The organism is Ruicaihuangia caeni (genome assembly GCF_029952955.1).
In the GTDB taxonomy this organism is placed as follows: Bacteria; Actinomycetota; Actinomycetes; order Actinomycetales; family Microbacteriaceae; genus Ruicaihuangia; species Ruicaihuangia caeni.
The window spans coordinates 862733-880458 of sequence record NZ_JASATX010000001.1; the positions used below are offsets into that span (position 1 = coordinate 862733).

Here is a 17726-nt window from a genome sequence, read left to right on the forward strand (position 1 = left end):
GCGCCGTAACATTGGCTGAGTGCTGAATCCCCCTTCTTCCGGTGCCCAGGCGGTCACGAGCGACCACGCGCCCGCCGGGGCCCATGCGGTCTCCGCAGCCGATACGGCGCCGTCGTCCGCTGTGCTCAGCGTGCGCGGTGCCCGCGTGCACAATCTGCGCAACGTCGACCTCGAGATCCCTCGCGACTCGCTGGTCGTCTTCACCGGGTTGTCCGGTTCGGGGAAGTCCTCGCTGGCCTTCGACACGATCTTCGCGGAAGGACAGCGCCGCTACGTCGAATCGCTTTCCGCGTACGCACGTCAGTTCCTCGGGCAGGTCGACCGCCCCGATGTCGACTTCATCGAGGGACTCAGCCCGGCGGTCTCGATCGACCAGAAGTCCACTAACCGCAACCCCCGCTCGACGGTGGGCACCATCACCGAGATCTACGACTACATGCGGCTCCTGTGGGCGCGCGTGGGCGTGCCGCACTGCCCGACCTGCGGCGAGCAGATCCAGCGCCAGACGGTGCAGCAGATCGCCGACCAGCTCATGGAACTGGAGCACGGCACGCGCTACCAGGTGCTCAGTCCCGTCGTGGTGCAGCGGAAGGGCGAGTTCGTCGACCTCTTCCGTGAGCTATCCGCCGCTGGTTACTCGCGCGCCATCGTCGACGGCGAGACCGTGCAACTCGCCGACCCGCCCAAGCTGAAGAAGCAGGTCAAGCACGACATCGCTGTGGTGGTCGACCGCCTCGTGGCGTCAGACGAGATCCTTTCGCGCCTCACCGATTCGCTCGAGACCGCGCTGTCACTCACCGACGGCATCGTGAAGGTCAACTTCGTCGACCAGGAGGGCGACGGCGCGTGGCGAAGCTTCAGCGAGAAGCTCTCCTGCCCGAACGGTCATCCCGTGCAGCTCACGGAGATCGAACCCCGCACGTTCTCGTTCAACGCTCCATTCGGCGCCTGCCCCGAATGCTCGGGCATCGGCACTCGCATGTCGGTCGACTCCGAGCTGCTCATCGGCGACCCGTCGCTGAGCCTGAATGAAGGCGTGATCCTGCCCTGGGCGCAACAGGGCAAGGGCGTGTACAGCTACTTCCAGAAGCTTCTCGACGGGTTGGCGCAGGAGCTCGGCTTCGACCTCGACACACCGTGGGAGGACCTGCCCGAGGAGGCCCGCGCGGCCGTCATCGAAGGCAATGACTTCGACGTACGCGTGCGCTGGCGCAACCGTTACGGCCGCGAAGTGAAGTACACCACCGGGTTCGAGGGCGTCGTCCCGTACATCGAGCGCAAGTACGCCGAGGCCGAGACCGATGTGCAACGTGAGCGGTTCCAGGCGTACCTGCGTGAGATCCCGTGCCCGGTGTGCGAGGGCAAGCGACTGAAGCCAGAGGTGCTCTCCGTGCTCGTCGACGGCCGGAGCATCGCCGATGTGACCGACCTCAGCCTCGACAACGCCTTCGAGTTCATGCAGTCGCTCGTGCTCACCGAGCGGCAATCGCGGATCGCCGCGCAGGTGCTGCGCGAGATCAGGCTGCGACTCGAGTTCCTCATCGAGGTGGGGCTGAACTACTTGAACCTGGCCCGCGCGGCAGGCACGCTCTCGGGCGGTGAGGCGCAGCGCATCAGGTTGGCGACGCAGATCGGTTCCGGCCTCACTGGTGTGCTGTACGTGCTCGACGAGCCGAGCATCGGTCTCCACCAGCGCGACAACCGCCGGCTCATCGACACGCTCGTGAAGCTCAAGAACCTGGGCAACACGCTGATCGTGGTCGAGCACGACGAGGACACCATCCGCACGGCCGACTGGATCGTCGACATCGGTCCGGGCGCCGGCGAGCACGGCGGTACGGTCGTGCACTCCGGCGGCTACGTCGACCTGCTCGACAACCGTCGCTCGGTGACGGGCGACTACCTCAGTGGACGGCGCAGCATCGAAGTGCCGAAGAAGCGCCGTTCCATCGATCGCGAGCGGATCCTCACAGTCGTCGGTGCGCGCGAGAACAACCTCAGGAACGTCACGGTCGAGTTCCCGCTCGGCGTGTTCACGGCGGTCACCGGCGTGAGCGGTTCCGGCAAGTCGTCCCTGCTGAACGACATCCTCTACAAGGTGTTGGCGAACCGGCTGAACGGAGCGAGGCAGATCCCCGGCAAGCACACTCGCGTCACCGGTCTCGACAACCTCGACAAGGTCGTGCACGTCGACCAGGCGCCGATCGGCCGGACGCCTCGCTCGAACCCGGCGACGTACACGGGCGTGTTCGACAAGATCCGCAATCTCTTCGCCGAGACCACGGAGGCGAAGGCCCGCGGATATTTGCCCGGGCGATTCAGCTTCAACGTGAAGGGCGGGCGCTGCGAGCACTGCGCCGGTGACGGCACGATCAAGATCGAGATGAACTTCCTACCCGACGTCTACGTCACCTGCGAGGTGTGCGGCGGGGCGCGCTACAACCGAGACACCCTCACGGTGCACTACAAGGGCAAGAACATCGCCGAGGTGCTCGACATGCCGATCAGCGAGGCGGCCGAGTTCTTCGAGCCGATCTCGAGCATCCACCGCTACCTGAAGACGCTCGTCGACGTCGGTCTCGGCTACGTCAGGCTCGGGCAGAGCGCCACGACGCTCTCCGGGGGAGAGGCGCAGCGCGTCAAGCTCGCGACCGAGCTCCAGCGCCGATCGAATGGACGCAGCGTCTACGTGCTCGACGAACCGACCACCGGTCTGCACTTCGAGGATGTGCGCAAGTTGCTCCTCGTGCTCTCGGGGCTCGTCGCAAAGGGCAACACCGTCATCGTGATCGAACACAACCTCGATGTGATCAAGAGCGCTGATTGGGTCATCGATCTCGGCCCCGAGGGCGGATCCGGCGGCGGCACTGTCGTGGCCACCGGCACGCCCGAGCAGGTTGCGAAGAAGAAGGGCAGTCACACGGGTCGATTCCTCGCTGAGATCCTTAAGCCATGAGGGCGCCCGTGCCGAGCACCACAGAGTCCAGCGTTCGCGGCTCGACCGGGCACGTCCTCGACTCGCACGGGTTGAGCAACCCGGTTGACTACCGGCCCCGGCCGGGAGAGATTCCGACCGCGCCCGGTGTGTACCGGTTCCGCGGACCCGACCGCCGCGTGCTGTACGTCGGCAAGGCGAAGAACCTGCGCGCGAGGCTGTCGAATTACTTCGCTCCGCTCCGCACGCTGCACGAGCGCACCAGGCGGATGGTCACGACCGCCACATCGGTCGAGTGGACGGTCGTGGGGAGCGATATCGAGGCTCTGCAGCTCGAGTACACCTGGATCAAGGAGTTCGAGCCGCCGTTCAACATCAAGTTCCGCGACGACAAGTCATACCCCTATCTCGCAGTGACGCTCGCCGACGAAGCCCCTCGGGTCATGGTGACCCGCAACCACCGCATCAAGGGCGCCAAGTACTTCGGGCCGTACCCGAAGGTGTGGGCGGTGCGCGAGACGATCGACCTGATGATCAAGGCGTTCCCGATCCGCACCTGCTCCGATTCGAGCTACAAGCGGGCCATGGACTCTGGGCGGCCCTGCTTCCCGGGGCAGATCGGCCGTTGCGGCGGTCCGTGCTCTGGCCGCGTCTCGATCGCGGAGCACCGCGAGATCGTCGGCCAGTTCGTCGCCTTCATGGCCAGCCACGACCGTTCGGTGATCACGCGCATGCGCAAGCAGATGCAGGATGCCGCTTCCGCCCAGGACTACGAGGTTGCCGCGACCCTGCGCGACCGAGTGCTGGCGCTCGAGGCAGTGCTCGAGAAGAGCGCCGTCGTGCTCCCGGAGTCGGTGAACAGCGACCTCTTCGGCATCGAGCACGACGAACTCGCCGCAGCGGTGCAGCAGTTCATCGTGCGCGGAGGACGCATCCGCGGTGTGCGCAGCTGGGTCGTCGACAAGGAACTCGATCTCGGCCTCGCCGAGCTCGTCGATTCGGTATTGCAGAGCGCGTACGAGAACGACGAACCGCCCGGCGAGATCATCGTGCCGGAACTGCCCGACGACAGCGAAGCCCTCGAGCAGTGGCTGCGCGGCATGCGAGACGGCCGGGCGGTGCGTCTGAGGACGGCGCGACGAGGCGACAAGGCCGCACTGCTGCAGACGGCGACGCTGAATGCGAAGCACACGCTGGCCGTGTACAAGACGCGCCGCGCGGGCGACTTCGTCGCTCGGTCGCAAGCGCTCGCAGACATTCAAGAGGCGCTCGGGCTTGACGAGGCGCCCTTGCGCATGGAGGGCTACGACGTCTCGCACCTCGCCGGCACCAACATCGTCGCGTCGATGGTGGTCTTCGAAGACGGTGCCCCGAAGAAGAATCACTATCGTCGCTTCAGCATCCCTGAGTACGCCGATGACACCGAAGCGCTGTACCAGGTGCTCATGCGCCGGCTCGCACACATCGACGACGACCAGGATGAGCCCGATCCCGAGGCCGGACGGCCGGGCAAATTCGCCTACCGTCCCAACCTGCTGGTCGTCGACGGGGGGCAGCCACAGGTCGCTGCGGCGGCGCGCGCACTCGCCGATTCGGGAGTCGAGGGCATCGCGGTCTGCGGCATCGCGAAGCGGCTCGAGGAGATCTGGCTGCCCGGCGACGACTTCCCGGTGATCCTGCCTCGCACGAGCGACGCGCTCTTCCTGTTCCAGCGGTTGCGCGACGAGGCCCACCGGTTCGCCATCAGCTACCAGCGGCAGAAGCGCCGGCGCGACATCGGGAGCGTGCTCGGCGAGATCCCGGGCCTCGGCCCGAGGCGCGTTCAGTCGCTCCTTCGACACTTCGGCTCGGTCGCACGGTTGAAAGCCGCGGAGGCCGATGCCGTCGCCGAAGTGCCGGGAATCGGGCCGGTGCTCGCCGAGACGATCGTGAAGGCCCTGCGTGCTCCCGCCCCCGAAGGGGGAGTGCCGATCGAGGCACCCGATGAGGAAGCAGCGGCGGACGCTCGATAGGCTGGAGGCTGCGATCAGGGGAGAGGGCGACATGAACGGCCAATCGGCGGCTCAAGAACTGCTGATCGTCACTGGCATGTCGGGCGCGGGCCGGTCCACCGTGGCCAAGGCGCTCGAGGACCTGGGCTGGTACGTGGTCGACAACCTGCCGCCGGTCATGCTTCGTCCGCTCACGGAGCTCGCCGAGAAGGCGGGGAGCGCGATCCCCAAGTTGGCCGCTGTCGTCGATGTGCGCGGCGGGCGGCTCTTCGCCGATGCGCAAGAAGCCATTACGGCGCTTCGCGACAACTCGAACGTGCGAATGCTCTTCCTGGAAGCCACTGACAGCGCCCTCGTGCGCCGCTTCGAGCAAGTGCGCCGGCCCCACCCGCTCCAGGAGAACGGCACCCTGCTCGACGGTATCGTCGCTGAGCGACGACGGCTCTCGGAACTTCGCGACGCCAGCGACATCATCATCGACACGACCGACTTCAACATCCACCAGCTCGCCACCACGATCCAGGAGAAGTTCGCCGAGGCCGACGCGCCCGGCGTCAAGGTCACCCTGGTGAGCTTCGGGTACAAGTACGGCTTGCCCCAGGATGCCGACCTGGTCGCCGATGCCCGCTTCCTCCCGAATCCGTTCTGGACGCCTGAACTGCGCGACCATAACGGCACCGAGCCCCAAGTGAGCGACTACGTGCTGGCACAGGATGGCGCTCGCCAGTTCATCGACACCTACGCGGCCGCGCTGGAACCGGTCCTCGCCGGGTACCAGCGGGAGAACAAGCGGCACGCGACCATCGCCATCGGCTGCACCGGCGGAAAGCACCGCTCCGTGGCCCTCGTCGAGGAGCTCGCGACCATGCTGCGCGGGCTGCCCGGGGTGGGAGTCAGCATCCGTCACCGGGATCTTGGCCGAGAATAGACTCTTCGGCCGATCCCGCACCCGCGCTCTCAGCAAAGGAAGACCAGTGGCACTCACCGCAGACGTCAAAGCAGAACTGCTCACCACGCGCACCGCTGCGACAGCGGAGCGGGCAGCGGAACTCGCGACCATCCTGCGCTTCGCCGGTGGACTTCACGTGATCTCGAGCCGAATCGCCATCGAAGCCGAGCTCGACTCCGCCGAGCTCGCGCGTCGAGTGCGCCAGAGCATCGCCGAGCTCTACGGCGTGCGCAGCGAGCTCCGCCTCATCTCAACACCGGGCGTAGGCCGGGGCGGCACTCACTTGGTGCGCGTGCTCGAGGGCGGCGAGACGCTCGCACGGCAGACGGGACTGCTCGATGCGCGGCGTCGACCGATCCGTGGCCTGCCGAACCGATTGACCACGGGCGCCAGGCCAGAGCTCGCAGCCGTGTGGCGCGGCGCTTTCCTCGCCGCTGGTTCGCTGACCGACCCGGGTCGCTCAGCGTCGCTCGAGCTCGTCTGCCCGGGCAATGAAGCCGCGATGGCGCTTGTGGGCGCAGCCGGCCGTCTCGAACTGCCCGCCAAGGCGCGCGAAGTACGCGGCGTGCACCGCGTCGTGATCCGCGACGGCGAAGCGATCGCGTCGATGCTGCGGCTCATGGGGGCGAGCGCAACGGTCGACGAGTGGGAGCGCCTGCGCCAGCGTCGTGAAGTGCGTGCGAACGCGAACCGGCTGGTCAACTTCGACGACGCGAACCTGCGTCGCTCGGCGCAGGCCGCTGTGGCGGCGTGCGCTCGCGTCGAGCGCGCCCTCGAGATCCTCGGCGACGACGTGCCCGAGCACCTGCGATACGCGGGCGAGCTGCGTCTCCAGCACCGCGAGGCGAGCCTCGACGAGCTCGGTCACCAGGCGCAGCCTCCGATGACGAAGGACGCGGTCGCCGGGCGCATCCGTCGTCTCCTGGCGATGGCCGACAAGCGCGCCGCCGAGCTCGGCGTGCCGAGCACCGAGGCCGTACTGGGCAGCGACCTCGACGGGGCCTGAGCGGCTGGGCATTCCCGCCCAATTCCGGACGCAGCCGAGCACGCCTCAGTAGACTCGAAGACGCGCCCGCCGCTTCGACGTGCGGGATTCGAATCGCTAGGAGATACAGATGGCTGCGTACACCCTGCCCGACCTCGCCTATGACTACTCGGCGCTCGAGCCGAGCATCAGCGGCGCCATCATGGAACTGCATCACTCTAAGCACCACCAGGCCTACGTCACCGGCGCGAACACCGCACTCGAGAAGCTCGCCGAGGCCCGCGACAACAACGACTTCGCAAACGTCAACCGCCTCGAGAAGGATCTCGCCTTCAACCTCGGCGGCCACGTGAACCACTCGGTGTTCTGGACGAACATGTCGCCCGACGGCGGCGACAAGCCCACCGGCGAGCTGGCGGCCGCGATCGACGACGCATTCGGCGGCTTCGAGAAGTTCCAAGCGCACTTCACGGCGACCGCGATGGGCGTGCAGGGCTCCGGCTGGGCAGTGCTCGCCTGGGACTCGCTCGGCCAGAAGCCGATCATCGTGCAGTTCTTCGACCAGCAGGCGAACTTCCCGATCGGCACTGTCCCGCTGCTCATGCTCGACGTGTGGGAGCACGCGTACTACCTCGACTACAAGAACGTTCGCGCCGACTACGTGAAGGCGTTCTGGAACATCGTGAACTGGGAGAACGTGCAGCAGCGTCTGGACGCGGCCCGCGAGAAGACCCAAGGTCTGCTGATACTTTCGTAAGCGTGCGTCTTGGCCGGGGTGCTCCGGCACCCCGGCCCTCTCGCCAGTTGCATCTACCACCCTTGCGCCACCTGGCGCCTGAGCAACAGGAGAAACATTGTCCGTCCGCATCGGCATCAACGGCTTCGGCCGTATCGGCCGTAATTTCTTCCGCGCGGCACTCGCGAAGGGCAGCGATCTCGAGATCGTCGCCGTGAACGACCTCACCGACAACGCCGTGCTCGCGCACCTGCTGAAGTACGACACCGTGCTCGGCCGCTTGAGCGAGACCGTCGAGCACAGCGCCGACGAGATCATCGTCGGCGGCCGCTCGATCAAGGTGCTCGAGAACCCCGACCCCGCCCAGCTCGATTGGCGTGCGCTCGGCGTCGACATCGTGGTGGAGTCCACTGGCCGTTTCACCAAGCGTGCGGATGCGGCGAAGCACCTCGAGGCCGGTGCGAAGAAGGTCGTCATCTCCGCGCCCGCCAAGGGCGAGATCGACGGCACCTTCGTCTACGGCGTGAACAGCCACCTGTACGACGCGAGCACCATGGACGTGATCTCCAATTCGTCGTGCACCACGAACTGCATGGCCCCGCTCGCCAAGGTGTTCAACGACGCGTTCGGCATCGAGAGCGGCCTGCTCACGACCATTCACGCCTACACCGCTGACCAGAACCTCCAGGATGGGCCGCACCGCGATCTGCGTCGCGCCCGGGCCGCGGCCGAGAACATCATCCCGACCTCCACCGGCGCCGCGAAGTCGATCGGCCTGGTGCTGCCTGAACTCGCCGGCAAACTCGACGGCTTCGCTCTGCGCGTGCCCGTGCCGGTCGGCTCGATCACCGACCTGACGGTCGTCGCCTCGCGTCACGTGAGCCCCGACGAGGTCAAGGCGGCATACCGCGACGCCGCCGCCGGTCCGCTGAAGAACATCCTGCTGTACACCGAGGACGAGATCGTCTCGAGCGACATCGTCGGCGACTCGCACTCGTCGATCTTCGACGCCGGCATGCTCGTCGTCGTGGGAGACCAGGTGAAGCTCTCGGGTTGGTACGACAACGAGTGGGCCTACTCGAACCGCCTCGTCGACATGACGGAGTACGTCGCAGAACGCCTCTGATCACATGAATGGGGCCGTCGCGAGGCGGCCCCATTCCTGTGCCTCGGGGCCCGAACCAGGAGGAGACCCGCGTGACACTGCGCACCATCGAATCGCTCGGCGAGCTCGCCGGCAAGCGCGTACTGGTCCGCTGCGACCTGAACGTGCCGCTGAGCGACGGCGTCATCACCGATGACGGCCGCATCCGCGCTTCCCTCCCCACCATTCGTGAGCTCATCGCAGCGGGCGCGAGCGTCGTGGTGATCTCGCACCTCGGCCGGCCGAAGGGCGAGGTCCAAGCAGAATTCAGCCTCGCTCCTGCAGCTCACCGCCTGGGCGAGCTGCTCGGCAACGATGTGGCGTTCGCTCGAGACACGGTCGGCGAATCCGCTCAGCAGACCGTCGAGGCCCTGCAACCGGGTCAGGTCGCGGTGCTCGAGAACCTACGCTTCAACCCGGAGGAGACGAGCAAGACGGATGCCGAGCGCGAAGCCTTCGCGCGTCGTCTCGCCGCGTTCGGCGATGCATTCGTCTCCGACGGTTTCGGCGTCGTCCACCGCAAGCAGGCGAGCGTCTTCGAGCTCGCCGCGGCGCTGCCGAGCGCGGCGGGGCGCCTCATCGAGCGAGAGCTCGCCGTGCTCGAGCGTCTGACCGAGCGCCCGGAGCGCCCCTACGCCGTTGTGCTCGGCGGGTCGAAGGTGGCCGACAAGCTCGGTGTGATCGAGCACCTGCTGCCCCGCGTCGACTCCCTGCTCATCGGCGGCGGGATGCTGTTCACGTTCCTCGCCGCGCAGGGGCACCGCGTCGCGTCGAGCCTCCTCGAGGCAGACCAGTTGGAGACAGTACGCGGCTACCTCGCAGAAGCGGAACGGCTCGGCGTCGAGGTCGTGCTCCCGAGCGACGTGGTGGTGGCATCGCGGTTCGCGGCCGACGCGCAGTCGGAGATCGCGGCATCCGACGCCATCGAGGAGACGAGCTTCGGAACCGCGGGCATCGGTCTCGACATCGGCCCGGAAACAGCGGAACGATTCGCTGACGTCATCGAGGCGGCACGCACCGTGTTCTGGAACGGACCCATGGGCGTGTTCGAGTTCGAACGCTTCGCGGAGGGCACCCGTGTCGTCGCCGGCGCACTCGCTTCGGCAAGCGGGTTCACCGTCGTGGGCGGCGGCGACAGCGCCGCGGCCGTGCGCGCACTCGGTTTCGCCGACGACGACTTCTCTCATATCTCGACCGGCGGCGGCGCGAGCCTCGAGTTCCTCGAGGGCAAGCGACTGCCCGGACTGGAGGCACTCGGATGGCAGTGAACCGCACCCCGCTCATTGCGGGCAACTGGAAGATGAACCTCGACCATCTGCAGTCGATCGCTTTCGTGCAGAAGCTCGCGTGGAGTCTGAAGGATGCGCGCCACGACTTCGACCAGGTCGAGGTCGCGGTGTTCCCGCCGTTCACCGACCTGCGCAGCGTGCAGACGCTGATCGCCGCCGACAAGCTTCCGCTCGAGTTCGGCGGGCAAGACGTGAGCCAGCACGACTCGGGCGCGTACACGGGCGAGATCTCAGGAGCCTTCCTGCGGGCGCTCGAGTGCAAGTACGTCATCGTCGGGCACTCCGAGCGCCGGCAGTACCACGCTGAGACCGACGAGGTCGTCGCCGCAAAGGTCTCTGCGGCCCGTCGCAACGGCCTGGTACCGGTGCTCTGTGTCGGCGAGACGGCTGACGACCTCGAGCAGCACGGACCGAGTGCCGTTCCCGTCGCGCAGCTTCAGGCCGCTATCGCGGGCCTGCCGAAGACCGCCGACCTCGTCGTCGCCTACGAACCCGTCTGGGCGATCGGCTCGGGAACACCCGCGACCCCGGAGCAGGCGCAGACCGTCTGCAAGGCGCTGCGAACGGCGCTCGAGGAAGCGCTCGGGCAGGATGCCGCAGCTTCCACTCGCATCCTCTACGGCGGATCGGTGAAAGCCGCCAACATCGCGGGGTTCATGCGACAGCCCGATATCGACGGCGCACTGGTCGGCGGAGCGAGTCTCGACGTGGCCGAGTTCGCAAGCATCGCGCGGTACCGGCAGCACGTCGGCCTGTGATCCGGGCGTGACGACGCGCCCGTCCTATACTGGTACACGCCCCTCAACCCGAAAGGCTGTTCCGCGTGCAAATTCTGCAGGTCGTGCTCCAGGTGCTCCTGGGCATCTCGAGCCTTCTGCTCACGCTGTTGATCCTGCTGCACCGCGGTCGAGGCGGAGGACTCTCCGACATGTTCGGCGGTGGCGTCACTTCGAACCTCGGATCGTCGGGCGTGGCTGAGCGCAACCTCAACCGATTGACCGTTGTGCTCGGGCTCGTGTGGGTTTCGGCCATCGTGCTGCTGGGGCTCATCACCAAGTTCGAAGCCGGCGTCTGACCGGCGGGAGAGGGAATCGTGGCTATCGGGGGTAGTGCAATCCGCGGCTCGCGCGTCGGCGCCGGACCGATGGGGGAGCAGGACCACGGCGTGCACGCGGAGCGCGTCGCCGTGTCGTATTGGGATGCGCTCGGAAACGAGACCGTGCGGTACTTCGCGGCGAACCTGCCGGAAGACGAGATCCCGGAGGTCATCGACTCGCCGTCGACCGGGCTGCCCGCGGGTCGCGACCGTGACAATCCGCCGCAGCTGGCGAAGAACGAGCCGTACAAGACGCACCTCGCCTACGTGAAGGAGCGTCGCAGCGACGAGGAAGCCGAATCGCTGCTCGAGGAGGCTCTGCAGAAGCTCCGTGCCCGTCGCTCCGGCGGCGCGACGGCCTGACGATCGGCCACTGACACGCATCGTCGCGTGTCACGCAGGGCCGCGCGGCGAACCGTCTCGCCGACGCAGCGCCCGAGCCGAGCACGAAGAGGGCCGGTATCCGTGTGGATACCGGCCCTTTCACGTTTCGAGCAGAGGCCCGCGCTCAGTCGGCGGAATCCTCAGGTCCCGGCTCCTCGCCCGCATCCGAAGCCGTCCAGTAGGCACCGGGGGCGATGAGCTCTTCCGGAACCTGCGCTGCCGCGGCCTCATCGACGTAGAACGTCGTCGACAGCCGGCCCTTGACGCCCGCAATGGGAACCTCAGCGTACGAAGCACCGGCGAGAGCGAGTCCAAGCACGGCAGCCTTGTCGTCACCGGAGAGCGACGCGATCACGCGACGCGAGGCGTTGAGCACTCGCCTGGTGAGGGTGATCCGCTCGGGCGGAGGCTTCGGCGAGTTGCGCACCGGGAGCACGGTCGACTCCTTGTCGAGCACCTCATCCTTGCCAGGGAACAACGACGCCGTGTGGCCATCCGGTCCCACGCCGAGGAACGTGATGTCGAAGTGGGGGAAGGGGTCGTCGCCGGTTGAGAAGCGGGCGAGTTCCTGCGCGTACCGCTCAGCCGCCTCGTCGAGCGACTGGATCTCGTCCGAGGCCGGCATGGCGTGCACGTTCGACTGGGGGATGTCGATGCGGTTGAGCAGCAGCTGCTGCGCCTTCCCGGCATTCCGCTCCGCATCGTCGTGCGGCACGAAGCGCTCGTCGCCCCACCAGATGTGCACGCGGCTCCAATCGATGCCCTCGAGCTCTGGCGACTCGGCGATGGCGCTGAGCGTGCGCAGGTGCACCCGCCCGCCCTCGAGCACCACGTGCGCGATCTCCTGCCCGGCGAGCACCTCGCTCAGCAATTCGACGAACCGGGCCGCGACCGCTGCGACCAGCGCATCGGCGTCGTCGAGCACGACTACTCGGCGATCGTTCATGGGGTAGTTCCTTCCTGTGCGACCGTGGTCACGGAGCATCTCGGCAGACCCTCACGGATGACGGCCCCGAACACCTCGTCGGGGTCGAGCCGCCGCAACTCCTCGGCGAGGCAGTCGCGCAGGGATCGGCGAGGCAACGAGATGTCATGGGCGGGCTGACCGGGCTGCGTGAGCACGGCGACACCGGCACCGGGCCGCTCGAGCGTGACCACGCCCGAGGGCCGGTGCAATTGCACGCGACGGATGCCGCTCGGGCCGTGTGCAGGATCGGTCACCGTCACCTCGACCGGAGCGTCGAGCTGCAGCGTGAGCCAGCCGGCGAGCAACTGCGTCGAGGGGGAGTCGGCCGCGCCGACGACCTCGATCGCGGTGACCGGCTCGTACGGGGGCTGGTCGAGCACTGCCGCCAGTTGGGCTCGCCAGAGCGTCAGCCGAGTCCACGCGAAGTCGGTGTCACCGGGCCGGTAGGAATCGGCCAGGTCGCGGATGGCTGAGGCCGGGTCGGCAGCTGTCGCGGCATCCGTGATGCGCCGTTGCGCGATCCGGCCCAGGGGAGATGCACTCGGCGTCTCCGGCGCGTTGTAGGGCCACCATGCGACGACAGGGGCGTCGGGCAGGAGCAGGCCCATCACGAGCCCCGCAGCGTCGTCGGCGATCTCGCCGTAGGCCTTGAGCACGAGCACCTCGCTCGCGCCCGCGTCACCGCCGACGCGGATCTGAGCATCGAGGCGGGCCTGCGGCTGCCCGTGGTCGGTGCGCTGCGGATCGGTCGAGATCACGATGACGCGCATCGGGTGCTCGCGAGACGCATCGTTGGCGGCCTCGATGGCCTCTTCCTCCTCGCCGAGCGCAGCGGCGATCACGAGTGTGAGCACGCGGCCCAGCGCGACGGCGCCACCCTCCTCGCGGATGTTGACGAGCGCCTTCGACACGGCGCTCACGGTGGTGTCGGGCAGATCGATGATCACGGTCGCCTCCAGCTGCGGCCGTCGCGCGCCATGAGCGCGTCGGCGGAGTCGGGGCCCCAAGTGCCGGGGCTGTACTGCTCGGGCCGGCCCTGCGTCGCCCAGAACTCCTCAATGGGATCGAGGATGCGCCAGCTGAGCTCGACCTCCTCGTGCCGCGGGAAGAGCGGCGGATCGCCGAGGAGCACGTCGAGGATCAGCCGCTCATATGCTTCGGGGCTCGCCTCGGTGAACGCGTGACCGTAGCCGAAGTCCATCGTCACGTCGCGCACCTGCATGCCGGCGCCCGGCACCTTCGAGCCGAAGCGGATCGTGACGCCCTCGTCGGGCTGCACGCGGATGACGAGCGCGTTCTCGCCGAGCTCGGAGGTCTGCGCCTCGGCGAAGAGGTACTGCGGTGCCCTCTTGAACACCACGGCGATCTCGGTGACCCGGCGGCCGAGCCGCTTGCCTGCACGGAGGTAGAACGGCACCCCCGCCCAGCGGCGGGTGTTGATGTCGAGTCGCATCGCCGCATAGGTCTCGGTCGTCGACTCGGGGTTCATGCCGTCCTCTTCGAGGAACCCGACCACCTTGGCGCCGCCCTGCCAGCCGCTCGCATACTGGCCGCGAGCGGTTCCCAGCGCGAGATCGGCGGGCAGGCGCACCGCAGCCAGCACCTTCTCCTTCTCGGTGCGCAGGTCGGCCGCGTCGAACGAGTTGGGCTCTTCCATCGCCGTGAGCGCGAGCAGCTGCAGCAGGTGATTCTGGATGACGTCACGCGCCGCGCCGATGCCGTCGTAGTAGCCGGCTCTGCCCCCTACTCCGATGTCCTCGGCCATCGTGATCTGCACGTGGTCGACGTAGTTGGCGTTCCAGATCGGCTCGAACAGCTGGTTCGCGAAGCGCAGCGCCAGGATGTTCTGCACCGTCTCCTTGCCGAGATAGTGGTCGATGCGGAACACCGACTCGGAGGGGAACACCGACTCGACGACATCGTTCAGTTCGCGCGCGCTCCGCAGATCGCTGCCGAACGGCTTCTCGATGACGACCCGGCTCCATGCGCCCTCGCGGGCATGCGCGAGCCCTGAGCGGCGGAGCTGCTCCGTGACCTGCGGGAACGACTTCGGCGGGATCGACAGATAGAACGCGTGGTTCCCCATCGTTCCCCGAGTGCGGTCGAGCTCTTCGAGCGTGGTCCTCAGACGCTCGAACGCGTCGTCGTCGTCGAACGTGCCCTGCACGAACCGCACGCCCTGCCGGAGTTGGCGCCACACGTCCTCGTCGAAGGGTGTGCGCGCGTACTGCTTGACGGCATCGTGCACGACCTTCTCGAAGTCCTCATCGGCCCACTCGCGGCGGGCGAACCCGACCAGGCCGAACCCCGCGGGCAGCAATCCGCGGTTGGCGAGGTCGTAGACCGCCGGCATGAGCTTCTTGCGTGACAGGTCTCCGGTCACGCCGAAGATGATGAGCGAACTCGGGCCGGCGATGCGGTTGAGTCGCCGATCGGCGGGGTCGCGCAGCGGATTGTGCTGCGCCGTGATCTCCACGGGGGGCATTGAACTCCTTGAAAACGGATGCCGTCCGGCGCGGGCCGCGCGCAGACTCAGCCGAGCAGCCGGCGCAGCGCTGCTGCGCCCGCGGCGACGTCGGTCAGCGTGAGCGTGAGCACCGGCCTGCCGTGCTCGGCCAGGACCGTGGCATCACCGGCAGCCTGAGCTGCGATGAGCTCGCCGAAGGTGAACGGCCGACCAGGGATCTCGACGTCATCCGCCGATGGCGCCAGCAGTTGCAGGAACACGCCCACTGCCGGACCGCCCTTGTGGAACTGCCCGGTCGAGTGCAGGAAGCGGGGTCCCCAGCCGAAGGTCACCGGGCGGCCCGTGCGACGCGCGACGGCGTCGCGGAGCGACTCGAGCTCCGGGTACGCGGTGCGGTCGGTGTAGGCGTGAATAGCCACATACCCGTCGCTGCCGAGCGAGCCGAGCAGCGCCTGAAGCGCGCCGTCGAGGGTTTGCTGCCCTTGACCGATGTCGCCGCGGACCTCGATGCCGTCATCCGTGAACAGCGGCGGAGTAGGAGCCGGACGATCGTCGAGCATGCCGCGGGCCGCCGCCTTCGCCGACTCAACATCGGGCTGGTCGAACGGGTTGATTCCCAGCAGGCGACCGGCCACCGCCGTCGCGTACTCCCATACGAGCAGCTGAGCGCCGAGCGAGCCCGAGATCTCGACTTCGCCCTCGTTCACCTCGCGGGTGGCTGCGGCATCCGCCACCAGGCGCACGACCTGCACATCAGCAGGCGGGTGCGTCACCTCAGGCGCGTCCGGTCCGGCCACGACGGGCAGGATGCCGGTTCCGTGCTTGCCGGTCGACTCGGCGATGAGCTGCTCGGCCCAGTCGGCGAAACCGCGGATATGGGTGCCGTCGGCGACGATCACCAGCTTGTCCTTGAGCGGCTTCGTCCCAGCCATCACGGCGCCGAGGATGAGCCCCGGGTTGGTGGGGGAGTCCTGGGCGAGCTGCAGCGTCACGGCCTCGGCCTCGTCGAGCAGTTCGCGGATGTCGGCCCCCGCAAGCCCCGACGGCACCAGCCCGAAGGCGGTCAGCGCCGAGTAGCGGCCGCCGACGTTCGGGTCGGCGTTGAAGACGCGGTATCCGTCTTCGCGGGCGGAACGATCGAGCGGCGAGCCTGGGTCGGTCACGACGACGATGCGCTCTGCCGGGTCGATCCCGATCTCGCGGAAGGCCGCTTCATACACGCGCTTCTGGCTGTCGGTCTCGACCGTGCTGCCCGACTTCGACGAGATGACCACCGCAGTCGTCGCAAGGCGGTCACTGAGGGCCGCTCGCACCTGACCGGGATCGGTCGAGTCGAGCACCGTCAGGTCGACGCCCTGTGTGCGTGTGATGACCTCGGGCGCGAGCGACGAACCGCCCATTCCACCGAGCACGATGTGGTTCACGCCCGCTTCGCGGAGCTGATCGCGAAGCTCGATGATCTCTTCCACGAGGGGCTCCGAGACGGCGACGGCCTCGGTCCAGCCGAGCCTGATCGACGCCTCCGCCTCGGCATCCGGGCCCCAGAGCGTCTCGTCCTGGGCCGTGATCCGGCTGGCGACGAGATCGTCCACCAGTTGCGGCACGGTGCGGTCGATGGCCTCCTTGGCGGCGCCCCGCGCCGCGATCTCGACGGTCATCGTGCTGCCTCGAGCGCCGCCTCGAGATCCGCCAGGAGCTCATCCCAGGAGGCGCCGAACTTCTCGACCCCCTCGCGCTCGAGCAACTGCGTCACGTCGGCGTAGGAGATGCCGAGCGCCGCAATGGCGTCGAGCACGCGCTCGGCGTCGTCGTACTCGCCCGTGATGCGGTCGCCGAGCACCTCGGCGTGATCGAAGGTGGCCTCGAGGGTCTTCTCGGGCATGGTGTTCACGGTGTCGGGCACCGCGAGCTCGACGACGTACAGCGTGTCGGGGAGAGCAGGGTCCTTGACGCCTGTCGACGCCCACAGCGGGCGCTGGCGGTGAGCTCCGGCGTCAAGCAGCATTCGAGCCCGCTCGGTCTCGAACGACTGCTCGAAGACCTGATAGGCGAGCCGAGCGTTCGCGACGCCGGCCTTGCCCTTGAGCGCCAGCGCCTCGTCGGTGCCGATCGTCTCGAGCCGCTTGTCGATCTCGGTGTCGACGCGCGACACGAAGAACGAGGCGACCGAGCGGATGGTCGAGAGGTCGATGCCGGCCTGTCGCGCCTGCTCCAGACCGAGCAGGTAGGCGTTGATGACCTGGCGGTAGCGGTCGAGGCTGAAGATGAGCGTGACGTTGACGCTGATCCCCGCCGCGGTGGCTGCGGTGATCGCTTCGAGCCCGGCATCCGTCGCCGGGATCTTGATCATGACGTTGGGCCGGTCGACCTTCTCCCACAGCGTCTTGGCCTCGGCGATGGTGCCGGCAGCATCGTGGGCGAGCCCCGGCTCGACCTCGATCGACACCCGGCCGTCACGGCCGTCGGTCGCGTCGTAGACGGGACGCATGATGTCGCAGGCGCTGGCGACGTCGTGAGTGGTGATCTCGAACACCGCCGTCTGGACATCCGCGCCCTGCTTCGCCAGCTCGGCGACCTGCTGGTCGTAGGCGTGCCCCTTGGAGAGGGCGTTGGCGAAGATCGTGGGGTTGGTCGTCACGCCGACGACATTGCGCTCGTCCATCAGGCGCTTGAGGTCTCCGGAGAGGATGCGCTCGCGCGAGAGATCATCGAGCCAGATGCTGACTCCGAGTTCGGAGAGGGCTTGGGTGGGGGTGGTTGCGGACATCTCGGTTCCTTCCTGA

Annotated in this window: 15 protein-coding genes; 10 read left to right on the forward strand and 5 right to left on the reverse strand. The window is 67.7% G+C overall.

What is annotated here, in order from left to right; translation table 11 throughout:
* Positions 1-121: 121 nt before the first annotated feature.
* The 10 genes from uvrA (at position 122) to QF206_RS04020 (ending at position 11488) form a co-directional block, all read left to right on the forward strand.
* Positions 122-2956 carry an excinuclease ABC subunit UvrA gene (gene uvrA / locus QF206_RS03975; protein ID WP_281488126.1) on the forward strand — a complete coding sequence of 945 codons (2835 nt, stop codon included), beginning with the start codon at positions 122-124 and terminating at the stop codon, positions 2954-2956.
* A gap of 71 nt (positions 2957-3027) precedes the next feature.
* Positions 3028-4947, forward strand: coding sequence for an excinuclease ABC subunit UvrC (gene uvrC / locus QF206_RS03980; RefSeq protein ID WP_281488127.1), 1920 nt, complete (start codon positions 3028-3030; stop codon positions 4945-4947).
* Positions 4948-4978: 31 nt separating this feature from the next.
* Positions 4979-5854, forward strand: coding sequence for an RNase adapter RapZ (gene rapZ / locus QF206_RS03985; protein WP_281487884.1), 876 nt, complete (start codon positions 4979-4981; stop codon positions 5852-5854).
* A gap of 46 nt (positions 5855-5900) precedes the next feature.
* Positions 5901-6881: a DNA-binding protein WhiA gene (whiA, locus tag QF206_RS03990; protein WP_281487885.1), complete on the forward strand. Its 981-nt coding sequence runs from the start codon at positions 5901-5903 to the stop codon at positions 6879-6881.
* 109 nt (positions 6882-6990) lie between these two features.
* The gene (locus QF206_RS03995) at positions 6991-7617 is read left to right on the forward strand and encodes a superoxide dismutase (RefSeq protein ID WP_281487886.1); all 627 of its coding nucleotides are present in this window, start codon (positions 6991-6993) and stop codon (positions 7615-7617) included.
* 97 nt (positions 7618-7714) lie between these two features.
* A complete protein-coding gene (gene gap / locus QF206_RS04000) occupies positions 7715-8722 on the forward strand; it encodes a type I glyceraldehyde-3-phosphate dehydrogenase (protein ID WP_281487887.1) in 1008 nt (335 codons plus the stop codon).
* 71 nt (positions 8723-8793) lie between these two features.
* Positions 8794-10008, forward strand: coding sequence for a phosphoglycerate kinase (locus tag QF206_RS04005; protein ID WP_281487888.1), 1215 nt, complete (start codon positions 8794-8796; stop codon positions 10006-10008).
* The gene (gene tpiA, locus QF206_RS04010; protein WP_281487889.1) at positions 9999-10787 is read left to right on the forward strand and encodes a triose-phosphate isomerase; all 789 of its coding nucleotides are present in this window, start codon (positions 9999-10001) and stop codon (positions 10785-10787) included. The genes QF206_RS04005 and tpiA overlap by 10 nt, the downstream gene beginning before the upstream one ends.
* A 65-nt stretch (positions 10788-10852) precedes the next feature.
* Positions 10853-11104, forward strand: coding sequence for a preprotein translocase subunit SecG (gene secG, locus QF206_RS04015; RefSeq protein WP_281487890.1), 252 nt, complete (start codon positions 10853-10855; stop codon positions 11102-11104).
* 18 nt (positions 11105-11122) lie between these two features.
* Entirely contained in the window at positions 11123-11488 is a 366-nt protein-coding gene (locus QF206_RS04020) for an RNA polymerase-binding protein RbpA (protein ID WP_281487891.1), read from the forward strand.
* Positions 11489-11633: 145 nt separating this feature from the next.
* On the opposite strand, the gene pgl is transcribed toward QF206_RS04020, so the two are convergent.
* Genes pgl through tal form a run of 5 tightly spaced genes read right to left on the reverse strand, consistent with a single transcriptional unit; the run spans position 11634 to position 17710 of the window.
* A complete protein-coding gene (pgl, locus tag QF206_RS04025) occupies positions 11634-12455 on the reverse strand; it encodes a 6-phosphogluconolactonase (RefSeq protein WP_281487892.1) in 822 nt (273 codons plus the stop codon).
* The gene (locus QF206_RS04030; protein WP_281487893.1) at positions 12452-13423 is read right to left on the reverse strand and encodes a glucose-6-phosphate dehydrogenase assembly protein OpcA; all 972 of its coding nucleotides are present in this window, start codon (positions 13421-13423) and stop codon (positions 12452-12454) included. The genes pgl and QF206_RS04030 overlap by 4 nt, the downstream gene beginning before the upstream one ends.
* Positions 13420-14961, reverse strand: a complete 1542-nt coding sequence (gene zwf / locus QF206_RS04035) for a glucose-6-phosphate dehydrogenase (protein ID WP_281487894.1) — start codon at positions 14959-14961, stop codon at positions 13420-13422. Before zwf ends, QF206_RS04030 begins: the two co-directional genes overlap by 4 nt.
* Positions 14962-15008: 47 nt before the next feature.
* Positions 15009-16601, reverse strand: coding sequence for a glucose-6-phosphate isomerase (locus QF206_RS04040; protein WP_281487895.1), 1593 nt, complete (start codon positions 16599-16601; stop codon positions 15009-15011).
* A complete protein-coding gene (gene tal / locus QF206_RS04045) occupies positions 16598-17710 on the reverse strand; it encodes a transaldolase (RefSeq protein ID WP_281487896.1) in 1113 nt (370 codons plus the stop codon). Before tal ends, QF206_RS04040 begins: the two co-directional genes overlap by 4 nt.
* Positions 17711-17726 lie beyond the last annotated feature (16 nt).